A 20,285-nucleotide genomic window follows, 5' to 3' on the forward strand; every position below is an offset into this window, starting at 1 on the left:
ATCAAAGGTATGGCACGGGGCTTGCAATAGAACGGGCATGGACACCCTCATCACCACCGCCACCCTCTCCCGCCGCAGGCGCAATACCGTGCTGGCGGTCGCCACATTGCTGGCCACGCTTAGCCTCACGGCCTGGGCCATCAACCGCGCCGTCAGTCCCAGCGTCGATGCCGGCGACGTCAGCATCGCCACCGTGCGCGTCGGCGGCATCGCCAATACCATCAACGCTTCCGGCATCGTCATCCCGGTGCACGAGGAACTGGTGTCGAGTCCGATCCAGACCCGCGTCGCCAAGGTCCACGCCAAGCTCGGCCAGCAGGTGCAGGCCGGCGAGCTGCTGCTGGAGCTGGACCACCGCACCATCCTGCTCGCCATCGACGGGCTCAAGGAACAGCTGGCGCAACAGGAAAACCGCATCGTCGCGCTGACGCTGGAGATGGAACAAAAGCGCAAGCAGCTGACCAGCGCGATCGAACTGCTGCAACTCGACCTGGAAGCCACCCGCGTGCGCCTGGTCCGCTACCAGACGCTGCGCAAGGCCGGCGGCGCTTCCGCCGAAGACCTGCTGACCGCCGAACTCAACGTCAAGCGCAACGAGATCCAGCTGCGTCAGACCCGCGAACAACTGGACGACAACAAGCTGGTCACCAACAGCAATATCGAAGGCGCGCGCCTGCAAAAAAACATCCTGCAAAAACAGCTGCAGGAGCAGCAGCAACTGCTGGCGCAAACCCAGGTGCGCGCGCCGTTCGCCGGCATGCTGACCTGGCTGATGGCCGATGAAGGCGCCAGCGTCGCCACTGGCCAGCTGGTGGCCAAGGTCTCCGAACTCAACAACTACAAGGTGGAAGCCTCGCTGTCCGACTTCCACGCGCGCGCGCTCAGCGCCGGCCAGCAGGTGCTGGTGGAACAAGGCAACGTCAAACTCCACGGCGAGGTGCAGACCGTGCTGCCGGAAATCCAGAACGGCACCGTCAAGCTGCTGGTCACGCTGACCGAGCCGCACCACGCCATGCTGCGCAACAAGCTGCGGGTGGAAGTCAACATCGTCACCGAGCAGAAGCAGAATGCGCTGCTGGCCGACAATGGCCCGGCCTTCAACGGCCGCGGCCCGCAGGATATTTTCGTGGTGCGCGACGGCGTCGCCCGCAAGACCACGCTCAACATCGGCGCCAGCGATGGCAAGGCCGTGGAAATCCTGTCCGGCGTGCGCGCCGGCGACCATCTCATCATTTCAGACACCAGCCGCTACAAGGACCGCGACAGCGTCCGCGTGGCCCAATAAAAAAGAGGGAAAACAATGATACGCCTGAACAAAGTCAGCAAAACCTACCAGACCGACAAAGTGGAAACGCTGGCGCTCAAGGACATCGACCTGCACGTCGGCAAAGCCGAATTCGTCAGCATCATGGGACCGAGCGGCTGCGGCAAGAGCACGCTGCTCAACCTGATCGGCCTGCTCGACAAGCCGGGCAGCGGCGCTATCGACGTGGCCGGCACGCCGGTGGCGTCGTACAAGGACAAGCATGTCGCCAAGCTGCGCAACAGCACCTTCGGCTTCATCTTCCAGAGCTTCCACCTGATTAACGACCTGCGCGTGATCGACAACGTCGAACTGCCGCTGCTGTACCGCCCGATGTCGGCCAAGAAGCGCCAGCGGCTGGCGCGCGAGGCGCTGGAAAAAGTCGGCCTCGGCGCCCGCATGGACCACTATCCGAACCAGCTGTCCGGCGGCCAGCAGCAACGCGTGGCGATTGCGCGCGCGATTGTCGGCCAGCCGCAGGTCCTGCTGGCCGACGAGCCGACCGGCAACCTGGACAGCAAAATGGGCCAGGAAGTGATGGACATCCTGCTCAAGCTGCACAGCGAAGGCACCACCATCGTCATGGTCACCCACAACGAGCACGAGGCGAAAATGGCCTCGCGCATCGTGCGTGTGTTCGACGGCCAGCTGGTCGCTTAGGCTGAGGGAGCGCACATGTTCAGGAATTATCTGCTGACCGCATGGAAGGTCTTCATGCGCCGCAAGCTGTTTACCGCCATCAACCTGCTGTGCATCGTGCTGACGCTGACGGTGCTGCTGGTGGTCGTCGCCTTGCTGCAAAACGCCTTCTATCCCACCGGCGTGGAGGGCAAGAGCGAGCGCTTCGTCCAGATCCAGCTGGCGCAATCGACGAATTCGAAGAACACCTCCAAGCGCACCAGCCCGCTGGGCTACCAGATCATCGACAAATATCTGAAACCGCTGCCCGGCGTGGAAGCGGTGTCCGCCAGTTCGCTGGCGGAATCGGTCTCGGTCTACCAGCAGGGCCGGGTCAGCACCATCGACCTGCGCTACACCGATGCGGAATACTGGAAGATTCTCGACTTCAAGCTGCTGGCCGGCCGCCTGTATAACCAGGACGATGTCGACCAGGGCCGCTACGTCGCCGTGCTCAACCAGTCCACGGCGCGCAAGCTGTTCCCCGGCCTGCCCTACCTCGGCCAGAAATTCAGCGCCGGCGGCCAGCTGCTGACGGTCATCGGCGTGGTGGAGGACGCGGTGCAACTGAACGCCTATGCCGACGTCTGGGTGCCGGTGACCGCGCAGCCATCGAGCGACTACAAGACCAAGCAGACCGGCGACTTCGGCGTGATGATACTGGCGCACCGCGCCGCCGACCTGCCTGCCGTCAAGCAGGCCATCCTGCGCGCCGCCAGATCGGTGCAGTTTGACGACCCGGAAAAATTCAACATCATGCAGTTCTGGGGCGACACCAAGCTGGAATTCTTCTCGCGTACGCTGCTCAACAGCGAGACCGAGGACGGCGGCGCCCCCAAAATGCTCGCTATCATCGTCGGTCTGATGCTGCTGTTCATGGCCTTGCCGACGCTGAACCTGGTCAACCTCAACGTCGGCCGCATCATGGAACGCAGCAGCGAGATCGGCGTGCGCCGCGCGTTCGGCGCCACCACCGGCCAGCTGGTAGCCCAGCTGGTGCTGGAAAACGTGCTGCTGTGTTTGGCCGGCGGCGTCTGCGGCCTGCTCTGCGCGGCTGGCGTCATCTGGTGGCTGGAAGGGTCCGGCCTGATCCCTTACCTGCATATCGATATCAATCTGCCCGTGTTCGGCTATAGCCTGCTGATTACGCTGGTGTTCGGCATTCTGTCCGGTCTGATCCCGGCCCTCAAAATGTCGCGCCTGGACCCGGTACAAGCGCTGAAAGGAACCGCATAATGCTGCGCCATCTGCTGAAACTGATCTGGAAGCGCAAATCGCGCAACGTCATGCTGACGCTGGAAATCCTGCTGGCCTTCGTGGTGCTGTTCGCGATCGCCGCCTTTGGCGTGCGCAGTTACGAGCTATACCACATGCCCACCGGCTTCGACTGGCGCGACCAGTGGGCGGTACGCATCCGCGCCACCGACCTGAAGAACGACGCCGCGCTGTTCGACCAGTACAAGCGCGCGCTGCTGGCATTGCCCGAGGTGGAAAAAGTGGCGTTCACCGCCTTCCCCAACTACACCATGTCGCGCTGGATGGGCGACTTCTCGCTGCCCGACCGCAGCCATCGCCTGCATGTGGACCTGATGAGCGTCACCGACGACTACTTTGAGGCGATGAACATGCGTCTGGTGGCCGGCCGCTGGTTCTCCAGCATCGACGACGGCGCCGCCGCGACGCCGGTGGTCATTACCCGCAGCCTGGCCGAGCGGCTGTTCCCCGGCCGCTCCGCCGTTGACCAGGACTACGTCGAGGCCGACGATGAAATCAAGACCGCGCCGCAGCGCTACCGCGTCACCGGCGTGATCGAGTCCTTCCGTTCGCAGGGCGAATACATGGCGCCGCATCCCTTCATGCTGCCGCGCGCGATACCCGGCGTCGACACCGAGGCGCCCTCCACCATCATGCTGAAGTTGAAGCCTGGCACGCCGCGCGCCTTCGAGAGCCGCCTCAGCGCCACGCTCAAGCAGGTGCGCAGCGACTGGGCCTACACCATCACGCCACAGGCGGAATCGCGCAAGTCCTTGTTGCGCCAGCAATTGCTGCCGTTGATCATTCTGTCGGTGATCGCCGCCTTCCTGCTGGTGATGGTCGCCTTCGGCCTGTTCGGCGTGCTGTGGCAGAACACCACGCAGCGGATTCCGGAAATCGGCCTGCGCCGCGCGCTGGGCGCCAGCGCCGGCCGCATCTACCAGCAGATCATCGCCGAGCAATTGCTGCTGAGCTCGGGCGCGATGCTGATCGCGCTGGTGCTGCTGGTGCAGCTGCCGCTGACCGGCGTGTTCGGCGACAGCCTCAACTGGCCGGTGTTTGCGACGGCGGCGGCGCTATCGGCCGCTGTGATCTATCTGCTATCCTTGCTATGTTCGCTGTACCCCGGCTGGCGCGCCGCGCGCCTGAGTCCGACGCAAGCGCTGCACTATGAATAAATAATGGACTCTACTCGCAAGCAACGCATTCTCATTGTCGACGACGACAGCGCAGTCCAGGTCTCGCTGGCCCTGGTGCTCAAGCAGCAGGGCTACGACGCCCTGTGCGCCGATGGCCCCCGGCAGGCGCTGGCGCTGCTGCAGGGTGCCGCCGCGCAGCCGGTCGACCTGGTGCTGCAGGACATGAACTTCTCGCTGCAAACCAGCGGCGAGGAAGGCCTGCAGCTGCTGGCCGACATCCGCGCCATGCAACCGGCGCCGCCGGTGCTGCTGATGACGGCCTGGGGCTCGATCGCGCTGGCGGTGCGCGGCATGCAGGCCGGCGCCGCCAACTTCTTCACCAAGCCATGGGACAACACCCAGCTGGCCGAGCTGATCCGCACCACGCTGGAAGCGGCCGCGCCGGCGCCGGCCGGCAACGCCTCGCGCCAGGCGCTCGATGCGCAGTTCGATTTCAGCGGCATCGTCGGCGAGCATCCGCGCCTGCTGAAGGTGCTGACCACCATCGGCCAGGTGGCCAACACGCGCGCACCGGTGCTGATCCTCGGCGAAAGCGGCTGCGGCAAGGAACTGATTGCCGACGCCATCCACCGCAACAGCCCGCGCACCGCCAAGCCCATCATCAAGATCAATATGGGGGCGATCACGCCGACGCTGTTTGAGAGCGAAATGTTCGGCCACGTGCGGGGTGCGTTTACCGACGCTCGCAGCGACCGCAAGGGCCACATCGCCAGCGCGCACGAGGGCACGCTGTTCCTCGACGAGATTGGCGAACTGAATCGCTCGGACCAGGTCAAGCTGCTGCGCGTGCTGCAAGACCAGACCTACCAGCCGGTCGGCGCCAGCCGCAGCGAAAAGGCCGATGTGCGTATCGTCTCGGCCACCAACCGCGAACTGGCGGAACTGGTGGCCAGCGGCGAGTTCCGCGAGGATTTGTTCTACCGGCTGAACCTGATCACCATCCGCCTGCCGCCGTTGCGCGAGCGCCGCAGCGACATTCCGCTGCTGGCGCGGCACATCATCGGCGAAGTGGCGGCCAGCTATGGCCTGCCGACCACCACGCTGGCGCCGCAGGCGCTGGAGTGGCTCAGCGCGCAGCCCTGGCCGGGCAATATCCGCCAGCTGAAGCAGACGCTGGAACGCACGCTGCTGCTGGTCGGCAGCAGCGAACTGCGCCAGGCCGACTTTGTCGCCGCCGAGCAGCACGAGCACGGCGGCGCGCTCGGCACCCAGCGGCTGGGCGTGGACGGCATGACGCTGGAACAGGTGGAACGGCACATGATCGTGCACGCGCTGGAGCAGCATCACGGCAATATCTCGCGCGTGGCCAAGGCGCTGGGGCTTAGCCGCACCGCGCTGTACCGCCGGCTGGAGCGGCACGGCCTGGGCAGCGCGCCGGATAGCGAAGCGCTGCCATGAGCCTGCGTTGGCGCTTGTACGCCTATCTGGCCGGCGCGCATCTGCTGTTTCTGGCGATCACCGTGATGCTGTTCCGCACCCAGCCGCTGCTGATGCTGGGGCTGGAAGTGCTGGTGCTGCTCAGCCTGGGGCTCGGCGTATGGCTGCTGCGCCGCGCGCTGGAGCCGCTGGGCTATACGCGCCACTTCCACGATCTGCTGCAAGACCAGCACTACGCCGCCCGCTTGCAGCTCAGCAGCGACAAGGAGTTGAACGAGCTGGTGCAGCTGTTCAACACCATGCTGGGCCGGCTGTATCAGGAGCGCTTGCAGATCGGCGAGCAGCAAGGCTTTCTCGACCGGCTGCTGGAGGCGACGCCGAGCGCCGTCATCGTGTTCGATTTCGACGGCCGCATCAGCCTGCTGAACGCCAGCGCACAGGCCTTGCGCGGGCTGGGCGACGCCAAAGGTGAAACGCTGGCCGCTTGCGCGCTGGAGGTCGATGCGGCCGGCGCCGGCGTCGGCCTGCTGGCGCAGCTGGATGCGCTGCCGCTGGGCGATTCGCAATTGTTGACCGATGCCGACGGCCGCCGTTATCGCGGCCAGCGCGGGCAGTTCTATGATCGTGGTTTTTCGCGCCACTTCCTGCTGGTCGAAGAACTGACCGAGGAACTGGAAAGTTCGGAAAAAGCCACCTACGAAAAACTGATCCGCGTGCTGGCGCATGAGGTCAACAACACGGTGGCCGCCACCGGCTCGGTGCTCGATTCGCTGCTGTACTACCGCAGCCAGTTGACCGAGCGCGACAGCGAGGATTTCAGTACCGCGATCCTGGCAGTGCAGCGGCGCAACGCCAGCCTGGGCGAGTTCATCGAGCGCTTCACGCGGGTGGTCAAGATGCCGGCGCCGGAACTGCGTCCGGCCGCCGTGCGCGACATCATGGACGATATCCTGTACCTGTACCGCGAACAGTGCCGCAGCCGTGGCATTACCATCGCCTGGCAAAGGTGCGACGCGGTGCCGGCGATTGCCATGGACCGGCATCTGATGGAGCAGGCGCTGCTGAATGTGGTCAAGAATGCGATGGAGGCGGTGGAGGCTGGCGCCGGCGAGGCCGATAGCGACCATCGGCGCATCGACTTCGTGCTGGCGCAGGAGGCCGGCCGCGTGCGGCTGTCGGTCATCGACAGCGGCAACCTGCTAGGCGATGTACCGGCGCGGCAGTTGTTCACGCCGTTCTTCACCACCAAGAAAGGCGGCCAGGGCATCGGCCTGCTGTTCGTGCGCGAAGTGCTGAACCGGCATGGCTACGCCTACCGCCTGGCCGCCACCACCGACGGCGCGACCAGCTTCGACATCTGGCTGACGGCCTAGCCGCCAGGCGGCGCCGGCCACCGCGTGACTCCGGCCGCGCGTCGCGTGGCGGGCTGGCATTCACTGCAGCGAGGCGCATTCAGCGGGCGGCGCAGCACGCGCCGGTCAGAACTCTTCCCAATCGCCGTCGCTGGTGGCGGCACTGGTCAGGCGCTTTGCTGGCTTGGCGGGCGCGCTGACGGCGGGCGCCGGACGCGCCGCAGCGGGCCTGGCCGAGCCGGCGATCGCCAGCTTGGCCGCTGCCGGCCTGGCCGCTGCGGGCTTGACCATTGCCGGCTTGGCGGCAGGTACCGGCGCGGCTACGCGCTGTTGACCATCCAGCTGGAACACGCTGACCACACGCTCCAGATTGGCCGCCTGCTGCTGCATGGCCTCGGCCGCAGCGGCGGCCTCCTCCACCAGCGCCGCATTCTGCTGCGTCACGGTATCCATCTCGCTGACGGCCTGATTGATCTGCTCGATGCCGGCGCTCTGTTCATCGCCGGCGGTCGAAATCTCGGCTATGACATCGGTCACGCGCTGCACGCTGCTCACCACCTCGGCCATGGTCTGGCCAGCCTGCTCAACCAGCTTGCTGCCGACCTGCACCTTCTCCACCGAATTGCCGATCAACTCCTTGATTTCCCTGGCCGCCGCAGCCGAACGTTGCGCCAGCGTCCGCACCTCGGATGCCACCACCGCAAAACCGCGTCCCTGCTCGCCGGCGCGGGCCGCTTCCACCGCCGCATTCAGCGCCAGGATATTGGTCTGGAATGCAATGCCGTCGATCACCGCAATAATATCGACAATCTTGCGCGACGAATCGTTGATCGCGCCCATGGTATCGACCACCTGCGACACCACCGCCCCGCCCTGCACCGCCACCGCCGACGCCGACTGCGCCAGCTGGTTGGCCTGGCGCGCATTGTCGTTGTTCGCACGCACCGCGCTGGTCAACTCCTCCATCGACGATGCCGTCTCCTCCAGCGAACTGGCCTGCTGCTCGGTGCGCGCCGACAAATCCTGGTTGCCACTGGCGATCTGCGACGATGCCGACGCAATCGTCTCTGTGCCCACGCGCACCTCGGCAACGATGCTGGCCAGCGCATCGCGCATCTGCTTCATCGCGTGCAGCATGCTGTGGTTATCGTTGCTCTGCGTATCGACCACCACCGTCAAATCGCCGGCGGCAATGCGGCCGGCGATCGAGGCCGCATAATCCGGCTCGCCGCCCAGCTGGCGCAGCAGACCGCGCGCGATCAGGACAGCGGCGACCGCGCCCACCACAATCGCCAGCCCGCTCAGCGCCAGCATCAGCGTGCGCGCGCGCTGGTACGCAGCGCTGGCTTCCGCCGCATCGCCCTGGTTGTTGGCCTTTTGCAGTGCGGCATATTCATCCATCGCCTCCTGCCAGACCTGGGTGGCGGGACCGGCCTGCTGCATCAGAATTTGCGTCGCCTCGTCATCCTTGTTGGCCAGCGCCAGCTCAAACACTTTGTCGTTCAAGGGACGCGCCACCCGCTGCAGGCCGACGATGCGTTCGCGGATCGCCATGCCTTTCGACTTGGCCGGCAACTTGTCCAATTGCTCAAGCGCGGCGTTGTACGTGGCACGCGCCTTGGCGACCTTTTCCATTTCAAGCCGAATATCGGCATCCGCAGTCAGCAGCACCACCGAGCGCGACACCCGCGCGACGACGTGCACCGATTCCGACATCTCATTCACCAACTCGGTTTTGACGACGTTTTCGTTGACGATGCGTTCCAGCTTGGCATGGATCGTGCTCATGTTGAATACGCCCAACACGGCTACCAGTAGCAACAGCACCAGCACCAGCCCGAATCCCAGGCCCAGCCGGGTACCGACTTTCATGTTTGTAATAGCCATGCACCTTACTCCTCGATAAGTGATGAATAAATTGTACGCCTACAAGCTTCGTGTAGTTTTATTTAATTGCCGAAAGAAAACGACTTACAACACTCTATAGATGAATTTCGCATACTTATATAGCCAAATATTCGCTAAACAGTTTAAGCGGACAGATAAAATGCACGATCGGTTACAAACATAGTAGTAAGGAACAAGCCATGGCGATAAATGTGATCCTCAACCTGCTGGCGGCGATGGCGCTGATCGGCCTGCTGTACGCGCAACAGCGCAAGCACGGTTCCTTTTCGGTGCGCGTGTTCACCGGCATGGGGCTGGGCGTGCTGCTCGGTGCGGCGCTGCAAGCGATCTACGGCGCCGGCTCGGCCGAGCTGAAAACCACCAGCGACTACCTCGACATCGTCGGCAGCGGCTACGTCAAACTGCTGCAGATGATCATCATGCCGCTGATTATGGTGTCGATCATCTCCGCCATCCTCAAGCTCAAAGGCATCAACTCGCTGGGCAAGATCAGCGCGCTGACCATTGGCACCTTGATGATCACCACGCTGATCGCCGCCAGCATCGGCATCCTGATGGCCAAGGTCTTCCACCTGAGCGCGGTCGGCCTGACCGCCTCGGCGGCCGACATCGCGCGCGGCGTCTACCTGCAAGGCAAGGTCGAGACGGCACAGGCGATTTCGCTGCCGAGCATGCTGCTGAGCTTCATCCCGGCCAATCCCTTCCTCGACATGACCGGCGGCCGCAAGACCTCCACCATTGCGGTGGTGATCTTCTCGGTGTTCATCGGCATTGCCGCCAGCGGCATCCATGACAAGAAGCCGGACATCTTCGCGTCGTTCGAGCGCTTCATCCAGGTGGCGCACGCCATCGTGATGCGCATCGTCACCCTGGTGCTGCGCCTGACGCCGTACGGCGTGTTCGCGCTGATGGCGCAGGTGGTGTCGACCTCCAGCTACACCGACATCCTGCACCTGATCGACTTTGTGCTGGCGTCGTACAGCGCGCTGTTGCTGATGTTCGTGGTGCACCTGCTGATCGTCTCCGGCCTGGGCCTGAATCCGCTGCGCTGGACCAGGAAAATCCTGCCGCTGCTGACCTTTGCCTTCACCTCGCGCAGCAGCGCCGGCGCGATTCCGATGAGCGTGCAGACCCAGAGCCAGCGCCTGGGCACGCCGGAAGGCATCGCCAACTTCGCCGCCTCGTTCGGCGCCACCATCGGCCAGAACGGCTGTGCCGGCATCTACCCTGCCATGCTGGCGGTGATGATCGCGCCGACCGTCGGCATCGATCCGTTCACCCTCAGCTTTATCGCCCCGCTGCTGGCGATCATCACCATCGGTTCGGTCGGCGTGGCCGGCGTCGGCGGCGGCGCCACGTTTGCGGCGCTGATCGTGCTGTCGTCGATGAACCTGCCGGTGGCGCTGGCCGGCCTGCTGATTTCGATCGAACCGCTGATCGACATGGGCCGCACCGCGCTCAACGTCAGCGGCTCGGTCACCGCCGGCGCGGTCGCCAGCCGCATGATGGGCGAGACCGACATCGCGGTCTTCAACAGCGACGCCGAACCGGCCATCGACAGCGACCGCAAGGCCGCCTGATTGCAATTATCCAGGCAATAAAAAAAGGACCCGAGGGTCCTTTTTTTTCGTCCTAAAAAAACTTAGAACTTGTAGTTGTACGACAGACCGATCAGCGACAGGTGAGTCTGATACACGCCACGGGTGGTTTCGCCGTTGCCGGTGCAGCTGGTGGCCAGCGGGTTGCACTGGTTGGTGTAGTTGATGTTGGCGTCCTTGAAGTCCAGGAAGCTGTACGCCAGGTCGATCGACGAACGCGGGCTCAGCTTCCAGTTGGCGCCGATCGAATACTGCATGCGGTCGCTGTCCGGCAGCGCCGGGTGGGTCAGCTCGGCGTTCTGCACCGGCGACTGGTCATGCGCGATACCGCCGCGCAGGGTCAGGTTTTCGTTGTACGCATAGTTCGCGCCCAGCGATACGCGCACGGTGTTTTTCCAGTGCTGGCGAATCACTTCCGCGCCTTCGGTGGTGCCAGGGAACTGGATGTCCAGGTCGCCCAGGCGGTTGTGACGGCTGAAGGTGACGTCGGCCATGCCGGCCCACTGCGAATTGAACTGATGGAAGGCGTTGGCCGACAACGTCTCCGGCGTGCGCAGCGACACCAGCGCAGCCGAGTTGGCCTTGTGCGAGGCCGCCTGCAGCACCTGGTTGACGATCGGATCGGTGGTCACTTTCGAGAAATCCCACACGGTGCTGCCACGCAGCTGGTGCGAAATCGACGAACGGTAGGCCAGGCCGAAGCGGGTGCTCTCGTCCAGCGTGAACATATAACCCAGGTTGAAGCCCCAGCCCCAGTCCTTGCCGTCGTTGGAGCCGTGCGCATCGCCCGCCGTGCGCAGCAGCGCCGGATTGCCGCCCAGGGCAGCGATCTGACGGATCAGCACGGCGCCTTGCGCGGCGCCGGCGCCGCTCGACAGGGCGGCGATCGAGCCAGGCACGTCAACTGCCTGGCCCAGTTCGGCCTTCATGAATTCGGCGTCGATGCCGAAGCCGAACGCGTGGTGTTCATTCATTTTCCACGACACCGATGGATTCAGCGTCACCGACTCCAGCTTGATGTTGGACAGCGCGTAGCGGCCGCTCCAGGTGTTGCCGTAGTCCAGCTTGGCGCCGTATGGCACGTACAGGCCCATGCCCACCGCCCACTGGTCGTTCAGCTTCTTGCTGATGTACAGCGATGGCGCGGTGACCGCGTTCGGCGCGTAATCGTTGGCCGGGGTGCCGTTGGTCGGCGCGCCGGTGAAGTGGGTCGAACCGGTGTCGTTGTAGGTCGAGTGCGGCACCACGACGGTGGCGCCGACGCTGATCTGGGTGCCGTCCAGGCGGCTCAAGCCGGCCGGATTGTAGAAAATGGTCGAGGCATCGGCCGCTTCGGCGCCGTTGGCGTCCGCCGTGCCCTGGCCGGCCACGCTCTGCGAACCGAAACGGTAGCCGGACGCGCTGGCGCCCACGGAAATGGCGCTCAGGGCGGCAGCAATGATCAGGGGGAGATATTTGGGTTGCATAGCAGTCTCGCTTTATGAATGGTTTTTTTGTCCCATAGCCTTTTGGTACGGGAAGGCCAGCAGCATACTACACAAATAAAACAATTAAAAAGGCAAGACGTTAGAGTGCGAATACTAATTAAAACCTTGAAACCGAGCAGTTGCTCTGCACTGCCGGCGCAAAAAAAGGGCCCGCAGGCCTAATGCAGTTAAGTTAAGCTGAAATTCACATCGTCATTCCCGCGCAAGCGGGAATCCATAGGACGTTTGCTGGGCAAACGCGGCATGGGTTCCCGCTTGCGCGGGAACGACGGCGCTTAACTTAACGCATTACCTGCAGGCCCTTTCTTTTGATTAAGTGCTAATTACACTCAAGCAATCTTGCGTTCGGCCTCCACCGGTGGCGCCGGCGGATTTTTGTCCTTGCCGAACACCTTGCGCACCAGCCACATGACCGAGCGGAACACGAAGCGCAGCAGCACCAGGAACAGCAGGAACTCGACCACGATCGACAGCACGGCCAGGATCATGCCGAAGCGCTCGGCGCGGCGATGCAGCTTGACGATGGCGCTATCCTTCTTGATCTCGATACTGTCATAGAAGGTTGGCACCATCAGCAGCGTCAGCAAGGTCGAGGTGATCGTGCCGCCGATAATCGCAATCGCCATCGGACGGTAGAACTCGCCGCCCTCGCCCAACCCCAGCGCCACCGGGAACATCCCGGCGATCAGCGCGAAGGTGGTCATCAGGATCGGCCGCAGACGCATGCGGCCCGCATACATCAGCGAGTCCTCGCGGCTGAAGCCCTCTTCCTGGCGCTTGCGCGCCGCATCCAGCAGCAGGATGGCGTTCTTCGCCACCAGGCCCATCAGCATGATCACGCCGATCAGACTCATCAGGTTGATGGTGCTGTTGGTGGCCAGCAGGCCCAGCACCACGCCGATCAGCGACAGCGGCAGCGACAGCATCACCGCCACCGGCGCCGTGAAGGAACCGAACTGCATGACCAGGATCAGGTACATCAGGCCGATACCGGCGATCAGGGCGATGCCCATGGCGCCGAACACTTCCTGCATATCCTTGCCGGCGCCGCCCAGCGCCAGGCCATAGCCCGGCGGGAAGTCGATATCCTTGACCAGTTTCATGGCGTCGGTGGTCACCTCGCCCGGCGAACGGCCTTCGACGTTGGCGGTGACGGTAATCACGCGCTTGCCATCCTTGTGCTTGATGGTGGACGGGCCTTTGCCCATCGTCACTTCAGCGATCTGGTCCAGCGGCACCATCTGGTTGGTGCCCACCACCGAAATCGGCAGGCGCTCGATGTTCTCGGCGCTGGTGCGGTCTTCCGGCGCCAGGCGCACGGCGACGTCGCGCGACTCGCCGGTCGGATCGACCCAGTCGCCCACCTCGATACCGGCAAACGCCACGCGCAGCGCCTGCGCCGCGTCACCGGTGGCGATGCCCATCGAGTTGGCCAGGCCACGGTTCAGCACGATTTGCAGCTCGTCCTTCGGATCCATCTCGGACAGGCCGACGTCGACCGCGCCCGGTACCCGGCGCAGGCGGTCCATGAAGCCGTTGGTGATCTCCATCAGCTTGCGCGAATCGGCGCCGGTGAATTCAATCTGCACCGGCTTGCGGGCGCCATTGCTCAAGTCGTCCAGCACCGTGTATTCGGCGCCGACCAGACCGGCCAGCTTTTCGCGCAATTCCTTGGCCACCTCGATCGCACCGCGCTTGCGCTCGGTCTTCTTGCCGATATCGACATAGATGCGGCCGCCGCTGAGGTTGACGTAGCTATTGGTTTCCTTGGTTTCCTTGATGCCGCGCGCAATCACCGCCGCCTTTTCCAGCTTCAGGCGCGAGTACTCCAGCGACGACGACGACGGCGTGCGCACATCGATCGCAATCGTGCCCCAGTCGGACGCCGGCACGAAGCTGGCGCCGCCAAACTTGACCTGCAGGCCGATCGCCGCCACGAACGTGGCCAGCGCAATGATGCCCATCGCGCGGCGGTGGTGCAGCGCCCATTCGATCACATTGCCGTAGCGGTTGGCCTGGTGGTCGAACCAGTGATTGAACTTGGCGAAGTATTTCTCGATGCCACGGCGCGGTGCATCGTGGTGATCCGGCGGATCGCCCCAGAAGGCCGACAGCATCGGATCCAGCGTGAACGAAATCACCAGCGACACCGCCACCGAGCAGGTCACCGTCAGCGCGAACGGACGGAACCATTCACCGGTAATGCCCGGCATGAAGGCCACTGGAATGAACACCGCCATGATCGAGAAGGTGGTGGCAGCCACCGCCATGCCGATCTCGGCCGTGCCCTTCAGCGCGGCGGTGCGGCGGTCGGCGCCCAGCTGCATGTGACGCACGATGTTTTCCCGCACCACGATGGCGTCATCGATCAGCACGCCGATCGCCAGCGACAGGCCCAGCAGCGTCATGAAGTTCAGCGTAAAGCCGCACAGCCAGACGCCGATGAAGGCCGCCAGTACCGAGGTCGGCAGCGACAGCGCGGTAATCAGCGTCGAGCGCCACGAGTTGAGGAAGGCGTACACCACGAAAATGGTCAGGCCGGCGCCGAACACCAGCGATTCGATCACGTTGTTCAGGCTGCTTTCGGCGTTTTCGCCGTCATCCTCGGTCACTTCCAGCTTGGTGCCGGCTGGCATTTCCTTCTGCATTTCGACCGACATGGCGCGGATTTTCTTGGCCACCGTCACGGTCGAGGCATCGCGCGAACGGGTGACCGAAATACCGACGTTCGGTTTGCCGGAGCGCACGCTCAGGCTGTTGACTTCGGCAAAACCGTCTTCAATCGTCGCCACCTGCGCCAGGCGCACCAGCTCGTCGCCGTTGCGCTTGACCACCACTTGCTGGAACTCTTCCGGACGCTCGATGCGGCCGACCAGGCGGATGCTCTTCTCGTCCAGCTCGCCGCGCACCTTGCCGACCGGCGCGTTGGCGTTCTGGTTGCGCAGCGCGTTGACCACGTCGCCTACCGACACATTGTATTCACGCAGCTTCTCAGCCTTCAGCAGCACGCTCAGCTCGCGCTTGAGCGACCCGTCGATGTTGACCGAGGCCACGCCGTCGATGCTGCGGAAGCGGTCGGCCAGCTTGTCTTCGGCCAGGCGCGAAATCTCCGCGTGGGTCTGGGTGCTGGACGACAGCGCCAGCTGCATCACCGGCTGCGCCGACGGATCGATGCGCTGCAGAATCGGCTCGCGCATCTCGGTCGGCAGCTTGTAGCGCACCGCCGCGATGGCGTTGCGGATCTCGTCCGACGCCTCGATCAAACTCTTGGTGAAGGTGAATTTGATCAGGATCTGGGCCGAGCCTTCGGCCGCCGTACTGTTAATCTCGGTGACCCCGGTAATCGAGTTCAGCGATTTTTCCACGCGGTTGATGATCTCGCGCTCGACCGTCTCCGGCGACGCGCCCGGATACGGGATCGCCACCACGATGAACGGCACTTCGACGTCCGGGTTCTGGTTGACCCGCAGCTTGCTCAGGGCCATCAGGCCCAGGCACATCATCGCGACGATCAGTACGATCGTGGCAATGGGTTTCTTGACACTAAAATCTGAAAGGAACATGGCGATTTATCCTGTTATTTTTCCGACACTTTTGGCGTCGAGGCCGAGGCCACCGCCTTCGGCGTGCTCAGTTCGACTTTCTGGCCATCCTTGAAGCCGGACGCCGGCACCCGCACCACCATGTCACCCGACTGCAGACCGCTCAGCACCTGCCAGCGGCCGGTGCGTTCGTCGCGGGTGCCGATGCTCAGCGGCACCTTGGCCAGCGCGCCATTCTTGATGCGCCACACATAATTGCTGTCGCCGGCCTGCACCAGCGCCGACGGCGGGATCATCAGCGACGAGGTGGTCTGCGCTTCGATCCGGCCTTCGGCATACAGGCCGGCCACGCCGGGACGCACGTTGTCGGCAAAATCGACCAGCACTTCGACCTGGCGGGTCACCGCATTGGCGGCCGGATCGACGCGCTTGACCTTGCCGTTGAATTGTTTGTCCGGATAACCGTTGACGCGGAACAGCACCGGCTGGCCCAGCTTGACCACGCCGATCTTGTCGGCCGAGACCATGCCCTCGAAGCGCATGCTGGACGGGTCGATCACTTTGATCAGTTCCTTGCCGATCTGGGCGGTGTCGCCGCTGGACACCTTGCGCTCGCTGACGATGCCGTCAAACGGTGCGCGCACCACGGTGCGGGTCAGCTGCTGGCGCGCCGACACCGAACGCGACTTGGCGGCCGCCACATCGCTCTGGGCATTGTTGCGGCGCACTTCGGCGTCTTCCAGCGCGGTGGTCGAGACCATGCCGGAGGCCAGCAGGGTTTTCTGGCGCTCGTACATGCGCTGGGTCTGGGCCAGCGTCTGCTCGGCGGCGCGGGTGGCTTCGTCGGCCGAGGTCAGGCTGTCGCGGATCGAGGTCTCGTCCAGGCGCAGCAGCACATCGCCCTTTTTCACGGTTTCGCCGTTTTCCTTCAGCACCTGCAGCACGATGGCGCCGACTTCGGCGCGCAGATCGGCGCGGCGCTCGGGCTGGATCGAGCCGGTGATGACCGGGCCGGACGCCAGCGCGTCGGACTCGATGGTCAGCGTGTCTTCCGGCGACATCAATAAGGTCACTTTTTTCTCGTCCTTGGCTGCGGTTGCCGAGGCGGAAGCACTGGCTCCTTTCTCGGGCTCCTTGGCTGATTTGCCGCAAGCCACCAGGGCAGAGGCAATGGCGAGAGCTAACAGGGTTTTACGCAACATAAAGTTCTCCGAGATTTATTAAGTGCTTCTTAAAAATTTAGCCAGACTACAGGGCACGGAGTATCCGCGACCAACGTTATCAGGTCAATCATAGTGCGATGGACGGCAGAATTTGTGGCTGAAATGCCGAATACGGGGATGAACGGTAAAGCCAGGAAGGGAAAAGTGTCCGCTTTGGCGGACAGGCCGGACAGAGCGTCCGGCCGGCGGGAGGATCAGCCGCGGCCGAAAATCGCGTGGACCAGGTGGCCGATGGCGATGCCGGTGCCCAGGCCGCCGGCGATTTCCACCAGCGTGTGGCCCATGCGCTCGCGCAGCCACTTGTGCTGGTCGTTGCCTTCGGCCAGGCGGTTGATGGCGGCGGCCTGCTTGCCGACGTGCTGGCGCAGGCTGTTGGCGTCGATGATGACAATAAAGCACAGCGTGACCGCGACGCCGAAGGCCGGATGGCCGATGCCCTCGCGCAACGCGATCAGGGTCGCCATGCTCGACACCACGGCGCTGTGGTTGCTCGGAAATCCGCCGTTGCCGACCAGATTGAACGCCCATTTGCGCGCTTTCAAACTATTAATCAGGAACTTGATCGGCCCCACCGTGACCCAGGTAAGCAGCGGCGTGACGAGGTAAGCGATGTCCATCGTTAAATCCTTAACATTTTTGTGGCGACATTATGGCAGATGGCAACCCAGCGACGGAAGCAAGTAATATAAAATCCCCCTTGCTCTCATTTCAATAAAGATAACCATGCAACACTTCAGAATCTCGTTCATCGTCACCTTCATCCTCATGGCGCTGTCCGGCTGGTGGGGCTACAGCCACGGTGGCGTCAACGGACTGGTGCAGGCGCTGTGGATCACCGCCGTACTGGGCATCATGGAAGTGTCGCTGTCGTTCGACAACGCCGTGGTCAACGCCTCCGTGTTGCGCCACTGGAACGAATTCTGGCGCAAGCTGTTCCTCACAGTCGGGATTCTGGTGGCCGTGTTCGGCATGCGGCTGATTTTCCCGCTGCTGATCGTCTCCATGGCCACCGGGCTGGGCCTGCTGGAAGTGTGGCATATGGCCACCACCACGCCCGAGTTGTACTCCAAGTACCTGACCGGCGCCCATGCCGAGGTGGCGGCCTTTGGCGGCGCCTTCCTGCTGCTGGTGTTCCTCAACTTCCTGTTCGACGACCAGAAGGAACTGCACTGGCTGGGCTGGGTCGAGGAAAAACTCGGCCAGCACGGCACCGAAAGTCTGGCGGTGCTGCTGACGCTGGCGGCGGTGTTCGCCTGCGTGTCGCTGGTGCCCGGCGCCGGGCAATACAAGGTGCTGACGGCCGGCGTGGTGGGTGTCATCGTCTACTTGGCGGTCGGCTGGATCAGCTCGCTGCTGGAGGAAGACCCGCCGGAAGACGACAGCGACATCACCGAAGCCGGCGTGGCGCCAATCGTGGCGGCCGTGGCCAAGGGCAGCATCGGCGGCTTTTTATACCTGGAAGTGCTGGACGCCTCGTTCAGCTTTGACGGCGTGATCGGCGCCTTCGCCATCACCACCGACGTCGTCGTCATCATGCTGGGGCTGGCCATCGGCGCCATGTTCGTGCGCTCGCTGACGGTGTTTTTGGTGCACAAAGGTACGCTGGATGAATACGTCTACCTGGAGCATGGCGCGCACTACGCCATCGGCATCCTGGCACTGATCATGCTCGCCAGCGTCAAATACCATATTCCCGAGTGGTTTACCGGACTGTCCGGCGTGGCGTTTATCGCGGTGTCGCTCTGGTCGTCGGTGCGCTACAAGCGCCGCAACGCCGCGTGATACCATCCTTTTCATTGCATAAACCAGGCTCACCATGACCACATCCAAACGCGTAATCCTCACCTTCCTCGGCCTGCTGGCGGCGGCCGTGCTGCTGATGGCCGCCTACACCTGGGCCATGCTGCACATCTCGTACTCGGACGGCGAGCGCGCCGGCTACCTGCAGAAATTCTCCACCCGCGGCTGGGTGTGCAAGACCTGGGAAGGCGAAATCCTGCTGACCTCGATGCCGGGCGCGATCCCGGAAAAGTTTGAATTCAGCGTGCGCGACCCGCTGGTGGCCAAAGAGCTGACCAATGCCACCGGCAAGCGCGTCATCCTCAGCTATGCCCAGCATAAGGGCGTGCCGACCCAATGCTTCGGCGAAACCGAGTATTACATTACCAAAGTCGCCATCCAGCCATAGCACAAAGGCAAGAATACCGTTTTGCGCAACTGTCAGACGGCTTTTTTTGATTTCCGGTAAACTCCCCCTTTTGCCGGACATCAATTATATTCTATGCAACGAATGCTATTCGGCGCTGTGGCGCTGGCGGCTGCGGCGAGCGCGCCGGCCCAGGAAGTAACCGGTTATGCCGGCACACTGCGGGTCAACGAAGCCAACGAGCACACCTTCACTGCCGGTGCCTCCTACACCCATCCGGTCCATGAATACCTGGCGCTAAGTGTCAGCTACCTCAACGAAGGGCACCCGATCGATCACCACCGCGACGGCGTGGCCGGCCAGGTATGGGTCCGCAGCGGTCCCAACCAGCCCGGCTGGAGTGTTGCCGCCGGCGCCGGCCAGTACTTCTACTTCGATACCAGCCAGTTGCACAGCGACAGCAGCACCAAGTACACCAACGACCATGGCTGGGCGGCCATTTACAGCCTGCAAGCGACGTACCACTATGCGGACAGCCGCTGGTACAACCAGGTGCAGATCAACCGCATCTCGCCGAGCGGCAAGGACTCGACCACCTCGCTGATGCTGGGCGTGGGTTACCAGTTCAACGGCGTCAAAGGCGACAAGCTGCATCTGGAAGGGCCGACCACGGACGAAGCGATCACCTTGATGGCTGGCCAGGGCATCAATAACAGCCTCAGTTCGGAGACCGCCGCGATTGCGGGCCTGGAATACCGGCGCGCCGTAGGCCGTTATGTGGACTGGACCGTGACGGCGCTGTACGAAGGCAACACCCCGCAGAGCAAGCGCAACGGCGTGGCCACGCAGCTGTGGTTGATCCGTTCACTGAATCAGAAGGTTGAATTGGGCATGGGGGCCGGCCCCTACTTCAACGCCAAGGTGCCGGACGCCGAGGGCCAGCGTTCGCACAAGGCGGGGCTGATCAGCATTGGCGGCCGCTACCACCTGGCCAAGCGCGTGGTGGCGCAAGCGACGTGGAACCGCGTGGTCACCGACTACCACCGCGACGCCGACCTCTTCCTCATCGGCCTCGGCTACAGCTTCTAAACCCGGGGTCAGATACCGTCTTGAATAGCAAGCCCTTTCGCCAGGTAATTGGGGTCAAAGGGCTTGTTTGTTTTGATGACGCCGTAAATGAAATGCGCCAGCTTATGCATGACGGCGCCGATGACGGCC

Annotated in this window: 15 protein-coding genes; 10 read left to right on the plus strand and 5 right to left on the minus strand. The window is 63.3% G+C overall.

Annotation, left to right across the window (positions count from 1 at the left end; genetic code table 11):
- The first annotated feature begins 37 nt into the window (after positions 1-37).
- From GTP55_RS21930 to GTP55_RS21955, 6 genes are read left to right on the plus strand one after another with little or no spacing between them, the layout of a single operon-like run.
- A complete protein-coding gene (locus tag GTP55_RS21930) occupies positions 38-1,285 on the plus strand; it encodes an efflux RND transporter periplasmic adaptor subunit (RefSeq protein ID WP_161046957.1) in 1,248 nt (415 codons plus the stop codon).
- 15 nt (positions 1,286-1,300) lie between these two features.
- Positions 1,301-1,963, plus strand: a complete 663-nt coding sequence (locus GTP55_RS21935) for an ABC transporter ATP-binding protein (protein ID WP_161046958.1) — start codon at positions 1,301-1,303, stop codon at positions 1,961-1,963.
- 15 nt (positions 1,964-1,978) lie between these two features.
- Complete coding sequence (locus tag GTP55_RS21940) at positions 1,979-3,217, plus strand: ABC transporter permease (RefSeq protein WP_161046959.1); 1,239 nt, start codon at positions 1,979-1,981, stop codon at positions 3,215-3,217.
- Complete coding sequence (locus tag GTP55_RS21945) at positions 3,217-4,413, plus strand: ABC transporter permease (protein ID WP_161046960.1); 1,197 nt, start codon at positions 3,217-3,219, stop codon at positions 4,411-4,413. Before GTP55_RS21940 ends, GTP55_RS21945 begins: the two co-directional genes overlap by 1 nt.
- A gap of 3 nt (positions 4,414-4,416) precedes the next feature.
- Complete coding sequence (locus tag GTP55_RS21950; protein WP_161046961.1) at positions 4,417-5,832, plus strand: sigma-54-dependent transcriptional regulator; 1,416 nt, start codon at positions 4,417-4,419, stop codon at positions 5,830-5,832.
- Positions 5,829-7,184: a sensor histidine kinase gene (locus GTP55_RS21955; RefSeq protein ID WP_161046962.1), complete on the plus strand. Its 1,356-nt coding sequence runs from the start codon at positions 5,829-5,831 to the stop codon at positions 7,182-7,184. The genes GTP55_RS21950 and GTP55_RS21955 overlap by 4 nt, the downstream gene beginning before the upstream one ends.
- Before the next feature lie 105 nt (positions 7,185-7,289).
- Here GTP55_RS21955 and GTP55_RS21960 read toward each other — a convergent pair whose 3' ends face one another.
- On the minus strand, positions 7,290-9,050 hold the full coding sequence (locus GTP55_RS21960; RefSeq protein ID WP_161046963.1) for a methyl-accepting chemotaxis protein: 1,761 nt from the start codon (positions 9,048-9,050) through the stop codon (positions 7,290-7,292).
- A 200-nt stretch (positions 9,051-9,250) separates the two neighbouring features.
- Between GTP55_RS21960 and GTP55_RS21965 the strand changes: the two genes are divergently transcribed.
- Positions 9,251-10,651 carry an L-cystine transporter gene (locus GTP55_RS21965; protein ID WP_161046964.1) on the plus strand — a complete coding sequence of 467 codons (1,401 nt, stop codon included), beginning with the start codon at positions 9,251-9,253 and terminating at the stop codon, positions 10,649-10,651.
- Positions 10,652-10,713: 62 nt separating this feature from the next.
- Here GTP55_RS21965 and GTP55_RS21970 read toward each other — a convergent pair whose 3' ends face one another.
- The 4 genes from GTP55_RS21970 to GTP55_RS21985 all read right to left on the minus strand — a co-directional run bounded on the left by GTP55_RS21970 (position 10,714) and on the right by GTP55_RS21985 (position 17,538).
- Positions 10,714-12,135 (minus strand): OmpP1/FadL family transporter, encoded by a 1,422-nt coding sequence (locus tag GTP55_RS21970; RefSeq protein ID WP_161046965.1) that lies wholly within the window; start codon positions 12,133-12,135, stop codon positions 10,714-10,716.
- A 350-nt stretch (positions 12,136-12,485) separates the two neighbouring features.
- Positions 12,486-15,719: an efflux RND transporter permease subunit gene (locus GTP55_RS21975; protein WP_161046966.1), complete on the minus strand. Its 3,234-nt coding sequence runs from the start codon at positions 15,717-15,719 to the stop codon at positions 12,486-12,488.
- A gap of 14 nt (positions 15,720-15,733) precedes the next feature.
- On the minus strand, positions 15,734-16,900 hold the full coding sequence (locus tag GTP55_RS21980) for an efflux RND transporter periplasmic adaptor subunit (protein WP_161046967.1): 1,167 nt from the start codon (positions 16,898-16,900) through the stop codon (positions 15,734-15,736).
- A 215-nt stretch (positions 16,901-17,115) separates the two neighbouring features.
- Positions 17,116-17,538: a divergent PAP2 family protein gene (locus tag GTP55_RS21985; RefSeq protein ID WP_161046968.1), complete on the minus strand. Its 423-nt coding sequence runs from the start codon at positions 17,536-17,538 to the stop codon at positions 17,116-17,118.
- Positions 17,539-17,644: 106 nt separating this feature from the next.
- Between GTP55_RS21985 and GTP55_RS21990 the strand changes: the two genes are divergently transcribed.
- The 3 genes from GTP55_RS21990 (at position 17,645) to GTP55_RS22000 (ending at position 20,156) form a co-directional block, all read left to right on the plus strand.
- A complete protein-coding gene (locus GTP55_RS21990) occupies positions 17,645-18,703 on the plus strand; it encodes a DUF475 domain-containing protein (RefSeq protein WP_161046969.1) in 1,059 nt (352 codons plus the stop codon).
- Positions 18,704-18,737: 34 nt separating this feature from the next.
- Positions 18,738-19,109 carry a DUF8785 domain-containing protein gene (locus tag GTP55_RS21995; RefSeq protein ID WP_161046970.1) on the plus strand — a complete coding sequence of 124 codons (372 nt, stop codon included), beginning with the start codon at positions 18,738-18,740 and terminating at the stop codon, positions 19,107-19,109.
- Between the two features lie 93 nt (positions 19,110-19,202).
- A complete protein-coding gene (locus GTP55_RS22000; RefSeq protein ID WP_229258099.1) occupies positions 19,203-20,156 on the plus strand; it encodes a hypothetical protein in 954 nt (317 codons plus the stop codon).
- Positions 20,157-20,285: the final 129 nt, after the last annotated feature.

The organism is Duganella margarita (assembly GCF_009857535.1).
Taxonomy (GTDB): domain Bacteria; phylum Pseudomonadota; class Gammaproteobacteria; order Burkholderiales; family Burkholderiaceae_D; genus Rugamonas; species Rugamonas margarita.